Genomic DNA, 12,497 nt, shown 5'->3' on the forward strand with positions numbered 1-12,497 from the left:
AGGTCTCATCGAGCGCGTGGCCGTTGACGCTGACCCGGCCCTGGGCGTCGCAGCAGGTGACGCGGTCGCCGCCGACACCGATCACGCGTTTGACGTAGTCGGTGCCACTGGTGGTGGAGAAGGAGTCCTTGCCGTCGAACACGATCACGTCTCCCCGGCGGGGCGTGCCGCCGAAACGGTACGCCAGCTTGTCGACCAGCACCCGGTCGCCGATCCGCAGCGTGTTCTCCATGGAGGAGCTGGGCACTTCGAAAGGCTCCACCACGAAGTGGCTGACCAGCAGCAGTGCCGCGCAGCAGGCGAGAGCGAGCAGCAGCGTGCGGTTCCAGTCGTCCCACCAGTCGGCGAGGCGCTCCCTCATGACGGAACGCGACCGCTCCTCCAAGTCCGCCTCGTCGGCGGTGGGGGAACGGTCGCGCTCCGGGGTCACTGCTTCGCTGTCCATCGGGGCGGAAGCTTATCCGGCCCGCCCCAAGGGAGAGTCAAACGATCAGTTGTCGCGCTTCTCCTTGATCTTCGCGGCCTTGCCGCGCAGCTCACGGAGGTAGTACAGCTTCGCGCGGCGCACGTCGCCGCGGGTGACGACCTCGATCTTCTCGACGATCGGGGTGTGCACCGGGAAGGTGCGCTCGACGCCGACGGAGAAGCTGACCTTGCGGACCGTGAAGGTCTCGCTGATGCCCGCGCCCTGGCGGCGGATGACGACGCCCTTGAACTGCTGCACACGGGAGCGGTTGCCCTCGATGACGCGCACGTGGACGTTGACGGTGTCGCCGGGGCGGAAGGCCGGCACGTCGGTGCGCACGCTGGCGCTGTTGACGCTCTCGATGAGGTTGGTCATGGTCGTTCGTCGCTTCCTCGCCGATGCCACAGGTCATCGACGGCATGTCGTCTTGGATGTTCGGGTTGTCCTACGGTGCGGTCGCCCGGCACCGGGCGGCGGCTGTCCCCCTGTGGCAGGGGCGCGCGCCGGGCAGGCAACAGCGGGTCATTCTTCCACGGCGTCGGGGTTGCGCCCAAATCGGCCGTCGGGACCCGGCTGCCAGCCCAGGATGCTGAGCATCTCGCGGTCCTTCTTGTCGAAGGCCGCGGGGTCGGCGCGCTCGATCAGGTCGGGCCGGTGCGCGACCGTACGGCGCAGCGCCTCGTCGCGGCGCCAGCGGGCGATCTTCCCGTGGTGGCCGCTGAGCAGCACCTCGGGGATGCCGCGGCCGCGCCAGGCCGGCGGCTTGGTGAAGACCGGGCCCTCCAGCAGGTCGGCCATGGCGCCGGGGGCGAAGGAGTCGTCGGCGTGCGACTGCGCGTTGCCGAGGACGCCGGGCAGCAGCCGGGCGACGGCCTCGGTGACGACCAGGACGGCGGCCTCGCCGCCGGCCAGGACGTAGTCGCCGATGGAGACCTCGTGGACCGGCATCCTGGTGGCGTACTCGGCGGTGACGCGGCTGTCGATGCCCTCGTAGCGGGCCGGGGTGAAGATGAGCCAGGGGCGCCGGGACAGCGCCACGGCGGTCGCCTGGGTGAAGGGGCGGCCGCTGGGGGTGGGGACGACCAGCACGGGCTCGTGGGCGCCTTGTTCGTACCCGTCGGCGATGGTCTGGTCGAGGGCCTCGCCCCAGGGGCCGGTCATCATCACCATGCCGGGGCCGCCGCCGTACGGGGTGTCGTCCACGGTGTGGTGGCGGTCGCCCGCCCAGCCGCGCAGGTCGTGCACGCGGACGTCGAGGCGGCCGGCCGCGCGGGCCTTCCCGACCAGGGAGACGTCCAGCGGTTCGAGGTACTCGGGGAAGATCGTGACGACGTCGATCCGCATGTCAGGCGCCGTCGCTCTCGCGCCGCGCGTCGCCCGCACCGGACGCGTCACCCTCGTCCCTGGCGGCGTTCTCGGCGCCCGCGCCGGCACCTTCACCGGCTTCGACCTCGGCGTCGGCATCGGCATCGGCATCGGCATCGGCCTGAGCACTGGCCACCTGGGCGTCCGCCTCGTCCAGCAGCCCGGGCGGCGGGTCGATCACGGCCCGCTGCGCGTCCAGGTCGATCTCGGGCACGATCTCCATGACGAACGGCACCAGCACCTCGCCGCCGCCGGTGCGCGCCACCACCAGCAGGTCCTGGTACGGCAGGTGCGAGACCTCGGTGATCCGGCCGACCTCGCGGCCGTCCACGGTCACCACGTCGAGGTCGATGAGCTGGTGGTCGTAGAACTCCTCGGGGTCCTCCGGGGTCTGCTCCGGGTCGACCTCGGCGATCAGCATGGTGCCGCGCAGCGCCTCCGCGCCGTTGCGGTCGCTGACGCCCTCGAAGCGCAGCATCAGGCGGCCGCTGTGCACCCGGCCGGTGGCGATGGTGAGCGGCCCGGTGGCGGCCGGGTCGGTGGCCAGTACGGCGCCGGGCGCGAGCCGCAGTTCCGGCTCGTCGGTGCGCACTTCGACGCTCACCTCGCCCTTGATGCCGTGGGCGCGTCCGATCCGGCCGACTACGAGCTGCACGTCCTGCTCAACTCCCGCTGTGGGAACGGTGGGAACCGCACCTGAGGGGCGCGGCGGAAACGCACCGGGCCGGAGGCGGTGTAGCCGCCTCCGGCCCGGTGCAACGAAAACCCGATGTGCCCGCGGCGAACGCCGGCACGTGCGGGGCACGGCAGGGCGCGCTCAGCGCACCTGGTCCACGTCGACGAGGTCGACGCGGACACCACGGCCGCCGAGAGCGCCGACGACGGTGCGCAGCGCGCGGGCCGTGCGGCCGTTGCGCCCGATGACCTTGCCGAGGTCGTCGGGGTGCACCCGGACCTCCAGCACACTGCCTCGGCGCAGGGTCCGCATGCCGACCTGCACATCGTCGGGGTTGTCGACGATGCCCTTCACGAGGTGCTCAAGGGCCTCCTCAAGCACGCTCAGGCCCCGGTGGACTCGGCAGAGGCGGTGGCCTCGGCGTCGTCGGCCTTCTTGTCAGCCTTGTCGGCCTTCTTGGCCTTGGGGGTGATCGCCTCACCCTTCGGCTCGTCGGCGGTGTCCTTGGCGGCGGCCTCGAACAGCGCGCGCTTGTCGGCCTTCGGCTCCGGCTGGAGCAGCGGGGCCGGGGCGGGCTCGCCCTTGAACTTCTGCCAGTCGCCGGTCAGCTTCAGGATGGCGAGCACGGGCTCGGTCGGCTGCGCGCCGACGGAGAGCCAGTGCTGCGCGCGCTCCGAGTCGACCTCGATGCGCGACGGGTTCTGCACGGGGTGGTACAGACCGATCTCCTCGATGGCCCGGCCGTCACGGCGGGTACGGGAGTCGGCGACGACGATGCGGTAGTGAGGCGCACGGATCTTGCCCAGGCGCTTCAGCTTGATCTTGACTGCCACGGGAGTGGGTTCTCCTGAAGTTGACGTGTTTGGGCACACGGACGGCCCACGTGGGGTTGTGGAAGTCGTGCGCCCGACGGACGCGTCAGCCGAAGGAGAGAGGGTTCCTGCACGGCTGTCGAGTTCTCAGCTAAACATTGTGCCACAGTCAGCCGACCCCAACGACCTCCGGGATACGGAACGGCTGCCCGCACGCTCCGCACATGATCGGGGCCTGGGCCAGCACCGAGGGCACCACCCGGACATTCCGCCCGCAGTCGCAGACGGCCTTGACGCGCACGCCGCCGCCCGAGGAGCCGTGCCGGGCGGCAGGTCCACGGAAGGAGCGGGCGGTGTCGGCGGTGGTGGCCACGGTGTGCGCCTTCAGAGCGCGCTGGAGCCGCTCGATGGTGCCCCGGTAGCGCTTACGGGTGTCGGGGCGCATCACCACGAGCGAGAAGCCGCTGCTGGGATGCGGCTCGTCGGCGTGGTCCAGGCCCATCTCGTCGGCGATGGCGAGGAATCTGCGGTTGTGGTAGCGGCCGGCGCGTGAGGTGTCGCGGATGCCGCGGGCCGCGGCGATCCCGTGCACAGCCTCGTGCAGCAGCCTTTCGAAGGAGAGCTCGGTGCCGCAGGCGGACGAGGACTCTCCGATCAGGGACTCGGGCGCGGCCAGATCGGGCAGCTCGGGATGGTGCCGTTGAATATCGGCCCAGGCGACTGCCAGCTCGGCGGCGAGAACAGGTGGTGTCGTGCTCACGCCGTGACAACGAGCCGGGCGCCCCCGGTGTTCCGATTCCGGGCTAGCCCAATTAATTTGCACTGATCGGTCAGTTCCGGATGTTGCGCATGGATACGCATGACGCAGGGCGGGTGCGGAGGGACCGGAGTAACACCGGTGAACCTGCGCACCCGCCCCAAGCGCGGACGTATGAACATATTCCGTACACCGCTGATCGGTCAGCGGACGCCGGAGGGAACCGGCCGGCGCGGATGAGCCCGAGGCCCGACGCCCGACCCGGGACCCGAGGCCCGACGCGGGCCTGGCGGGCCCGGTGGCGCCGGCCTGGTTGCCGCGGACCTAGTAGGCGCGGGCCACGATGGCCACGGTCCCGGGTGCGTCGTCGGCGACGGGCACCGATCCGTCCTCGGCGACCAGGCAGCGCACCGAGACGCCCTGCTCGGCCAGCTTCGCCTCGCCCTCCGGCCCCAGGTCCGCCCACGGGATGCGGGCCCAGCCGGTGGCCGCGGCCTCGGCGGCCTCGGCGACCGTGGCCACGTCCACGGTCCGGGACAGCCGGCGGTCGCGGGACTCCTGGAGCAGCCGCGCCTGGTCCTCTTCCATCGCCTTGGGCAGCAGGGTCTCCAGCGCGTCCAGAGAGACCGGCTCCTTGCCGCCGGGGATGCGGCGGGCGACCATCGCGGTGCCGCCGGCCAGGTCGCGCGGGCCGATCTCGACCCGCAGCGGCACGCCCTTGAGCTCCCAGTCGACCGCGCGGCGCCCGAAGGGGGTGTCGGTGCGGTCGTCCACGACCACCCGCATCCCGGCCGCGCGCAGCTTCTCGCCGACCTCGTGCACCTTCGCCACGACGGCCTCGTCGTCCTTGATCGCCATCACCACGACCTGCACGTGCGCCAGCCGCGGCGGCACCCGCAGCCCGTTGTCGTCGCCGTGCATCATCACCAGCGCGCCGATCATCCGCGTGGTGCTCCCCCAGGACGTCTGCCAGACGTGCTCCTGGGTGCCCTCCTTGGACAGGTACGACGTGTTGAACGCCTTCGCGAAGTTCTGCCCCAACTCGTGGCTGGTGCCAAGCTGGAGCGCCTTGCCGTCACCCATCATCCCCTCCAGGGTGAGGGTGTTGATCGCGCCCGCGAACCGCTCCTTGACGGTCTTGCGGCCCGGCACCACGTCCATCGCCAGGACGTTCTCCATGAAGTCGCCGTACACGTCGTACTGGATACGGGAGGCGAACTCGCGGGCGTCGTCCTGGGTGGCGTGCGCGGTGTGCCCCTCCTGCCACAGGAACTCCGTGGTGCGCAGGAACAGCCGCGGCCGCAGCTCCCAACGCACCACGTTCGCCCACTGGTTGATCAGCAGCGGCAGGTCGCGGTAGCTCTGCACCCACTTGGAGAAGTACTCGTTGATGATCGTCTCGGACGTCGGCCGGACGACGATCGGCTCCTCCAGCTCCTTGCCGCCGCCGTGCGTCACCACCGCCAACTCCGGCGCGAAGCCCTCCACGTGCTCGGCCTCGCGGGTGAGGTAGGACTGCGGGATGAAGAGCGGGAAGTACGCGTTCTGCGCGCCGACCGCCTTGATCCGCGCGTCCATGTCGGCCTGCATCCGCTCCCACAGACCGTAGCCGTACGGCCTGATCACCATGGTGCCGCGCACCGGTCCGTTGTCGGCCAGCTCGGCCTTGTTGATCAGGTCCTGGTACCAGCGCGGGAAGTCGTCCGCCTGAGGGGTGAGAACGGGAGCCTTAGCCATGGGCCGATGGTAAGGCCCCGTGCCACCCCAGCGTGAATCGGCCATCGCCGAGCGCACGCCGGCGCACGCGAGCCGCGTGAAACACGGGCGTCGCCGGAAGTTCACGAGAACGCGTCCCCCGCCCTCTGGACGGGGGCGCGAAACGGCAGTTGTCTGGCATGCAGGGACGAGTACGGCCCCTGGCACCACAGCACGGGGAGCAGAAAGCGGTTCCGGTCGGCTGATGGGAGCTCTTCCATGACGGCTACGCTCTATCGCGGCTCCAGGCCCGGCACGCGGGGCAGGGCGCGGGACTGGGCGGAAATCCAGGAACGGATGCTCGTTCCGCTCTACGAGACGGTGTACGACCGGCTGGAGGTGGGGGCCGGCACCCGGCTGCTCGGCCTCGGGTGCGGCAGCGGTCTGGCACTGATGCTCGCCTCCGCGCGGGGCGCCGCCGTCATCGGCCACGACCGTGACGCCGAACGGCTGGCCCTGGCCCGCGAGCGCCTGGCGGCGAGGGAGCGCGGCCGCCCGCCGGAGCACCGTACGCGACTGCTCGCCGGCGACCTGCGCCTCGCGGACCTGCGCACGGCGGACCCGCGCACCGACCGGCCGCGCGGCACGGTCGCCCTGGCGGCCAGGACCCCCGCGCTCAGCGGGGCCGCGAGCGCCGGAAACGGCAGGACACCGCCGCCCGCGCCCGACGCCCCCAGCGGCGCGGGAGAGCCCGCCGCGGACCGGTCCGGCTCCTGGCCCGGCCGCGGCTACGACGTCGTCACCGCCTTCGAACCGGCGGCGCCCGCCGCCGAACTCGGGCCCGCGCTCGCCGCGGTGGCACGCACCGCGCGGCGCGGCAGCACCGTCGTGCTGGCCGGCTGGGGCCCGCCCGAGCGCTGCGCGACCTCCCACGTGCTCAAGGTCGCCACGCGGCTGGCCGAGCCGCGCGGCGCCGCGGCCCCCGCCCTGCGGCTCAGCGGCCGCGACGACCTGGAGGACCTGGCGCGTACGGCCGGACTGCGGCCCGACGGCTCGGGGCGCGTCTCGTGCCCCTTCGGCTACCCCGACCTGCCCAGCGCGGTCCGCGGCCTGCTGTCCACCGGGCTGTTCGACGCGGCCGTCGCCGCCACCGACCACCAGCAGGTCGACAAGGAACTCGCCGAGGCCCTGCACCCCTACCGCCGGCCCGACGGGTCGGTACGGATGGAGAACGTCTTCCGCTACCTGATCGCCCGCACCTGACCCCGAATCCGGGAACGCCCAGCCGCGGCACGGCAGCTCCGCACCACCGCCCGCCACCCGGAAAACGGCTGGCCGCTCCCGGGTCCTTCGGGCGAGAGTGGCCGCATGCCGACGCACCCCGCTCCCCTGTCTCCCGACACCCCCGCCGTCGTCCGCCTGGTCAAGGCCGGACGGGAGAAGGTCCGCTACGACGCCACCGTGCGCTCCGACGACGGAGTCCGCGTGACCGTCACCGCGCCCTGGTCGCTGCCCACCGTCCGCGACTTCGGCTTCGTCCGCTTCGAACCCGGCGACGTCTTCACCGAGCACTACTGGCGCGACCGCTGGTACGCGATCAAGGAGGTGCGCGACCCGGCCGGCGCCCTGAAGGGCTGGTACTGCGACATCACCCGCCCGGTCGCCGTCGAGGAGGCCACGCTGCTCTCCGAGGACCTGGACCTCGACCTGTGGGTGTCCGCCGACGGCGGCGACGTCCTGCGCCTGGACGAGGACGAGTTCGAGGCGAGCGGGCTGGCCGGGCGGGACCCGGCGGCCGCCGAGGCGGCGGTGCGCGCCCTGGACGAGCTGGAGCGGGTGGCCACCGACGCCGGGCTGGCGTCCCTGCTGTGAGCCGGCCGGCGCCCTTGCCGCGCCAACCAGGCGCCCTTGCCGCCCTGACTTGCCGCGCTGACTTGCCGCACTGACCGGCTGCCTTGCCGCGCTAGGCGGTCGGGCCCTGCCACTCCTCGGCGGTCAGCGCGAAGCGCTCGTGGTCCCGCCAGGCGCCGTTGATGAACAGCATCCGCGGCGAGAAGCCCTCGTGGCGGAAGCCGAGCCGGCGGGCCATCGCGAGTGAACGGGTGTTGTCCGGCTGGACGTTGATCTCCAGCCGGTGCAGCCCGAGCCCGTCGGGCCGCGCCCTGAAGCAGCGGTCGACCACCAGCCGCAGACCGAGCGTCATCCGCCCGGTGCCCGCGTACGGCAGGTAGCTGTCGTAGCCGAGCGCGGCGTTGCGGAAGCGGCCCAGCACGATGTTGGCGACGTTGCAGGTGCCCACCAGCCCGCCGGTCCCACGGGCCGCGCCGGCGCCCCCGGCCCCGTCCGGGTTCCCGGCCGCGTCGTCGTCATCGACGATCAGGTACGTCCGCAGGCCGGCGCCCTGCCGCCGCAGCAGCTCGGGCAGCGCGTCCGGCTCGACCGGGTTCCACGGCCGCAGGTGCCGGTCCGACCGCAGGACGGCGGCGCGGTGGGCCTCGGCGTCACCCGCCCGGGGCTCGCGGATCGAAATACGCATGGTCACATCATCGCAGGAAGCCCCCTGACGCCGCGCGCCGTCCACGTGCGCAGAGCCGCCCACCGCAGCCCCGCCCGCCCGGCCGGACACGCCGGCCGGGCGCTCTCCAGGGGCCCGGCCGCCACGGCCGCGCGCCCTGGAGGCGAGCGGCGTCAGCCCATGAACTTCTTGAACTCGTCCGGCAGCTCGAAGTCCTTGCCGCCGGGCAGGCCGAGCCCACCGTCCTCGCCGCCCTGTTGCTGCTGCTCGCGCTTGGCGGCGGCCGCGGCCGCTTCGGCCTTGCGCTTCATCGGGTTGCCCGACTGCCGCTTGCCCTTGGCCTGCTTCTGCTGCTTCTTCTGCCGGCCGGGACCGCCGCCCATGCCCGGCATCCCGGGCATCCCCGGCATGCCGCCGCCCTGCGCCATCCGCGACATCATCTTGCGCGCCTCGAAGAACCGCTCCACCAGGCTCTTGACCGCGCTGACCTCGACGCCCGAACCCTTGGCGATCCGGGCCCGGCGCGAGCCGTTGATGATGTGCGGGTCGGCCCGCTCGGCGCGCGTCATCGACTTGATGATCGCGGCGGTGCGGTCGACGTCCTTCTCGTCCAGGTTGTTGATCTGGTCCTTGATCTGGCCCATGCCCGGCAGCATGCCGAGCAGCTTGGAGATGGAGCCCATCTTGCGGACCTGCTCCATCTGCGCCAGGAAGTCGTCGAGCGTGAACTCCTTGGGGCCCTTCGCCAGCTTGGCGGCCATCTCCTCGGCCTGCTGCTGGCTGAAGGTCTGTTCGGCCCTCTCGATCAGCGACAGGACGTCGCCCATGCCCAGAATCCGCGACGCCATGCGGTCCGGGTGGAAGGTGTCGAAGTCGTCCAGCTTCTCGCCGTTGGAGGCGAACATGATCTGCTTGCCGGTCACGTGCGCGATCGACAGGGCGGCGCCACCGCGGGCGTCGCCGTCGAGCTTGGAGAGCACCACGCCGTCGAAGCCGACGCCGTCGCGGAACGCCTCCGCGGTGTTCACCGCGTCCTGGCCGATCATCGCGTCGACCACGAACAGGATCTCGTCGGGGTGCGTGACGTCGCGGATGTCCGCAGCCTGCCGCATCATCTCCTGGTCGACGCCGAGCCGGCCGGCGGTGTCGATCACGACGATGTCGTACTGCTGCGTCTTGGCGAACTCGATGGAGTCCTGGGCGACCTTGACCGGGTCGCCGACGCCGTTGCCCGGCTCGGGCGCGTAGACCGCGACGCCGGCGCGTTCGCCGACGACGGAGAGCTGGTTCACCGCGTTCGGGCGCTGGAGGTCACAGGCGACCAGCAGCGGGGTGTGGCCCTCCTTCTTCAGCCACTGCCCCAGCTTGCCGGCGAGCGTGGTCTTGCCGGCGCCCTGGAGGCCGGCCAGCATGATCACGGTCGGCGGCTGCTTGGCGAAGCGCAGCCGCCGGGTCTCACCGCCCAGGATGGTGACCAGCTCGTCATTGACGATCTTGATCACCTGTTGCGCCGGGTTCAGCGCCTGGGAGACCTCGGCGCCGAGCGCACGCTGCTTGACGTTGGCGATGAAGGCCCGCACCGCGGGGAGCGCGACGTCAGCTTCCAGCAGCGCGATACGGATGTCGCGCGCGGTGGCGTCGATGTCCGCCTCGCTCAGGCGGCCCTTGCCCCGGAGGCTCTTGAAGGTATTCGCGAGGCGATCAGACAGAGTGTCGAACACGGTGGTCGCAGGTCCTCAGGGGTCGGGGGCGGAGACAGTCGCCTTCCAGGGTATCCGGCCCGCGCGCCGAGCCGGATGCCCCGGGCGGAAGCTGCCGGAATCGGCGCTCACCGCAGGGCGGCCTCCACCTGTTTCGCCACCTCGGCCGCACGGGCCGGCGGCAGCGGGTTGCCGTCCTTGCCGACGAGGTAGAAGGCGTCGACCGCGTTGGCGCCCAGGGTGGAGATACGCGCCGAGCGGACGGTGACGGCGGTCGCGGTCAGCGCGAGGCCGATCCGGTGCAGCAGCCCGGGAGCGTCGTGCGCGCGGACCTCCAGCACGGTGGCGGTGTGCGAGGTGTGCCCGGGGGCGATGGTGGCCCGGGCCGGCGGCGGCACGATGCCGCGGCGGCGCGGGTAGGCGGACTCGCGCTCGGCCAGCCGCGCCTCGATGTCGAGGGAGCCGTCGAAGGCGCGGGCCAGGTCGGCGCGCAGCCGGGCCGCCTCGGGCAGCGCACCGTATTCCGCGGACACCCGCCAGCTCAGCAGGGCCACCGGGCCCTCCCCCACCGGGTCGACCGAGCGCAGATCGGCGGCGCGCACGGTGAGCCGGTGCAGCGCGAGCACCCCGGCGGCGTGGGCGAGCAGACCGGGCCGGTCGGGCACCGCGACGAGCAGTTCGACGCCCAGCGCCTCGTCCTGGGCGTCGCCCTCCGGCTGCGGCTCGGCCTTGGCGTGCAGGGCCAGTACGGGGCCGCGGGTGCGGGCGGCCTCGATCGCCAGCCGCTCCTCCTCGGCGGTGGACTCGCGGTCGCCGTTGTCGGGCAGGTCGCCGGTGTCCAGGGCGCCGGCGACGCGGTCCACGAGGTCGGCCAGGAGCGAGGCACGCCAGGTGCTCCAGGCGGCGGGGCCGGTGGCCAGGGCGTCGGCCTCGGTGAGGGCGGCGAGCAGTTCGAGGGTGGAGGTGTCCCGGACGGCCTCGGCGACCATGCGGACGGTCTCCGGGTCGTCGAGGTCGCGGCGGGTGGCGGTGTCGATCAGCAGCAGGTGGTGGCGGACCAGCAGGGCGAGGGTGTCCACGTCGGCGGCGCCGAAGCCGATCCGGGCGGCGACGTCGCGGGCGATCACCTCGCCGGCCGCGCTGTGGTCGCCGGGCCAGCCCTTGCCGATGTCGTGCAGGAGGGCCGCGGTCAGCAGCAGGTCGGGGCGGCCGACCCGGCGGGTGAGGCCGGACGCCTGGACGGCCGTCTCCACCAGGTGCCGGTCGACGGTGAAGCGGTGCACGGCGTTGCGCTGCGGGCGGCAGCGCACCCGCTCCCAGTCGGGGATGAGCCGGGTGACCAGCCCCTCGGCCTCCAGGGCCTCCCAGACCGGCACGGTGGACTCGCCCGCGCCGAGCAGCGTGAGCAGCTGTTCGCGGGCCTCCGCGGGCCACGGCACGGGCAGCGGCCGGGACGCGGCCGCCAGCCGCCGTACCGCGTGCAGGGACAGCGGCAGATCGGCCTGTGCGGCCGCGGCGGCGGCGCGCAGCGGCAGCACGGGGTCGCGGTCGGGCTTGGCGGCCATCGCGAGCACCGCCTCGCCCTCCTGCTCCACGACGCCCTCGGCGAGCGGGACCCGCTCGGCCGCCGTCTGCGGGGCGGGGGTACGGCCGCGGCCGAGCAGGCCGCGGCGGCGCGGGCGGGACTCGCGGGCGCGCAGCACCCGGCCGACCTCGCGCCAGGTGACGTCGGCGGCGTAGGAGATGCGGCGGGCGGCCTCGTAGACCTGGCGGAGCAGGGCGTCGGCGTCGAGCAGGCCGAGGGCGTCGGCGATCTGGTCCTGCTCCTGGAGGGCGAGCCGGTCGGTGGCGCGGCCGGTGACCAGGTGGAGGGCGTCGCGGGTGTCGAGCAGCCGGGTGCGGGCCTCTTCGAGCCCTTCGCGGGGGGCGTCGGCGAGCCAGGACGCGGCGACGGCGCGCAGCGCGGTGGCGTCGCGCAGCCCGCCGCGGGCCTCCTTGAGGTCGGGTTCCAGCAGGTAGGACAGCTCGCCCTGGCGTTCGGCGCGTTCGGCGCACAGTTCGTGCAGGGCGGGCAGCCGCTTGGGTGCCTGGTTGCGCCAGTCGGCCAGGACGGCGCTGCGCAGCCCGGAGGTGAGGGCCGCGTCGCCGGCGATGTGCCGGGCGTCCAGCAGGCCGAGTTGGACCTTCAGGTCGTCCGCGGCGGTCTTACGGGCCTCCGCCGGGGTGCGGACCGAGTGGTCGAGGGCCAGCCCGAGGTCCCACACCGGGTACCAGACCCGGTCGGCGAGGGCGGCGACGGACTTCGGGGAGTCGTGCAGCAGCACCAGGTCGAGGTCGCTGCGGGGGGACAGCTCGCCGCGGCCGTAGCCGCCGACCGCGACCAGTGCCCAGTCGGTGGTGTCGACCGCCTGGGCGGCCTCGGTGGCCAGCGCGGCCAGCCACCGGTCGGTGAGGGTGGCCAGGGCGGCACGGCGCGGCGGCCCGGACTGCCCCTCCTCGGTGAGGAGGTGC

Annotated in this window: 13 protein-coding genes; 2 read left to right on the top strand and 11 right to left on the bottom strand. The window is 73.1% G+C overall.

Annotated features, from left to right (window positions below; translation table 11 throughout):
• The 8 genes from lepB to proS form a co-directional block, all read right to left on the bottom strand.
• On the bottom strand, nt 1-445 hold a 445-nt coding region (gene lepB, locus AB0399_RS38710), incomplete at its 3' end, for a signal peptidase I (protein WP_366414474.1).
• Nucleotides 446-490: 45 nt separating this feature from the next.
• Complete coding sequence (gene rplS, locus AB0399_RS38715; RefSeq protein WP_328470019.1) at nt 491-841, bottom strand: 50S ribosomal protein L19; 351 nt, start codon at nt 839-841, stop codon at nt 491-493.
• Between the two features lie 147 nt (nt 842-988).
• Nucleotides 989-1,810 carry a tRNA (guanosine(37)-N1)-methyltransferase TrmD gene (gene trmD, locus AB0399_RS38720; RefSeq protein WP_329364200.1) on the bottom strand — a complete coding sequence of 274 codons (822 nt, stop codon included), beginning with the start codon at nt 1,808-1,810 and terminating at the stop codon, nt 989-991.
• 1 nt (nt 1,811) lies between these two features.
• Nucleotides 1,812-2,486, bottom strand: a complete 675-nt coding sequence (gene rimM, locus AB0399_RS38725; protein WP_366414475.1) for a ribosome maturation factor RimM — start codon at nt 2,484-2,486, stop codon at nt 1,812-1,814.
• 162 nt (nt 2,487-2,648) lie between these two features.
• Complete coding sequence (locus AB0399_RS38730) at nt 2,649-2,888, bottom strand: RNA-binding protein (RefSeq protein WP_093716568.1); 240 nt, start codon at nt 2,886-2,888, stop codon at nt 2,649-2,651.
• 2 nt (nt 2,889-2,890) lie between these two features.
• The gene (gene rpsP, locus AB0399_RS38735; RefSeq protein ID WP_328470010.1) at nt 2,891-3,340 is read right to left on the bottom strand and encodes a 30S ribosomal protein S16; all 450 of its coding nucleotides are present in this window, start codon (nt 3,338-3,340) and stop codon (nt 2,891-2,893) included.
• Between the two features lie 148 nt (nt 3,341-3,488).
• Nucleotides 3,489-4,079 carry a hypothetical protein gene (locus AB0399_RS38740; RefSeq protein WP_328470008.1) on the bottom strand — a complete coding sequence of 197 codons (591 nt, stop codon included), beginning with the start codon at nt 4,077-4,079 and terminating at the stop codon, nt 3,489-3,491.
• 321 nt (nt 4,080-4,400) lie between these two features.
• Nucleotides 4,401-5,813, bottom strand: coding sequence for a proline--tRNA ligase (gene proS / locus AB0399_RS38745; RefSeq protein WP_366414476.1), 1,413 nt, complete (start codon nt 5,811-5,813; stop codon nt 4,401-4,403).
• 237 nt (nt 5,814-6,050) lie between these two features.
• Here proS and AB0399_RS38750 point away from each other — a divergent pair, with 237 nt between their 5' ends.
• Both AB0399_RS38750 and AB0399_RS38755 read left to right on the top strand, forming a co-directional pair.
• On the top strand, nt 6,051-7,034 hold the full coding sequence (locus tag AB0399_RS38750) for an SAM-dependent methyltransferase (protein WP_366414477.1): 984 nt from the start codon (nt 6,051-6,053) through the stop codon (nt 7,032-7,034).
• Nucleotides 7,035-7,139: 105 nt separating this feature from the next.
• Nucleotides 7,140-7,643 (top strand): DUF402 domain-containing protein, encoded by a 504-nt coding sequence (locus tag AB0399_RS38755; protein WP_329364211.1) that lies wholly within the window; start codon nt 7,140-7,142, stop codon nt 7,641-7,643.
• A gap of 91 nt (nt 7,644-7,734) precedes the next feature.
• On the opposite strand, the gene AB0399_RS38760 is transcribed toward AB0399_RS38755, so the two are convergent.
• The 3 genes from AB0399_RS38760 to AB0399_RS38770 form a co-directional block, all read right to left on the bottom strand.
• Nucleotides 7,735-8,307 (bottom strand): GNAT family protein, encoded by a 573-nt coding sequence (locus tag AB0399_RS38760; protein WP_366414478.1) that lies wholly within the window; start codon nt 8,305-8,307, stop codon nt 7,735-7,737.
• A gap of 152 nt (nt 8,308-8,459) precedes the next feature.
• A complete protein-coding gene (gene ffh / locus AB0399_RS38765) occupies nt 8,460-10,007 on the bottom strand; it encodes a signal recognition particle protein (RefSeq protein ID WP_329364216.1) in 1,548 nt (515 codons plus the stop codon).
• A gap of 107 nt (nt 10,008-10,114) precedes the next feature.
• On the bottom strand, nt 10,115-12,497 hold a 2,383-nt coding region (locus tag AB0399_RS38770), incomplete at its 5' end, for a [protein-PII] uridylyltransferase (RefSeq protein ID WP_366414479.1).

This window comes from Streptomyces sp. NPDC088194, from assembly GCF_040702025.1.
GTDB lineage: Bacteria > Actinomycetota > Actinomycetes > Streptomycetales > Streptomycetaceae > Actinacidiphila.

What these genes read in the sequence shown, in the direction of transcription:
- trmD (WP_329364200.1), bottom strand. Translation starts at nt 1,810, where the DNA reads ATGCGGATCGACGTCGTCACGATCTTCCCCGAGTACCTCGAACCGCTG.
- AB0399_RS38750 (WP_366414477.1), top strand. Translation starts at nt 6,051, where the DNA reads ATGACGGCTACGCTCTATCGCGGCTCCAGGCCCGGCACGCGGGGCAGG.
- proS (WP_366414476.1), bottom strand. Translation starts at nt 5,813, where the DNA reads ATGGCTAAGGCTCCCGTTCTCACCCCTCAGGCGGACGACTTCCCGCGC.
- AB0399_RS38760 (WP_366414478.1), bottom strand. Translation starts at nt 8,307, where the DNA reads ATGCGTATTTCGATCCGCGAGCCCCGGGCGGGTGACGCCGAGGCCCAC.
- rplS (WP_328470019.1), bottom strand. Translation starts at nt 841, where the DNA reads ATGACCAACCTCATCGAGAGCGTCAACAGCGCCAGCGTGCGCACCGAC.
- AB0399_RS38755 (WP_329364211.1), top strand. Translation starts at nt 7,140, where the DNA reads ATGCCGACGCACCCCGCTCCCCTGTCTCCCGACACCCCCGCCGTCGTC.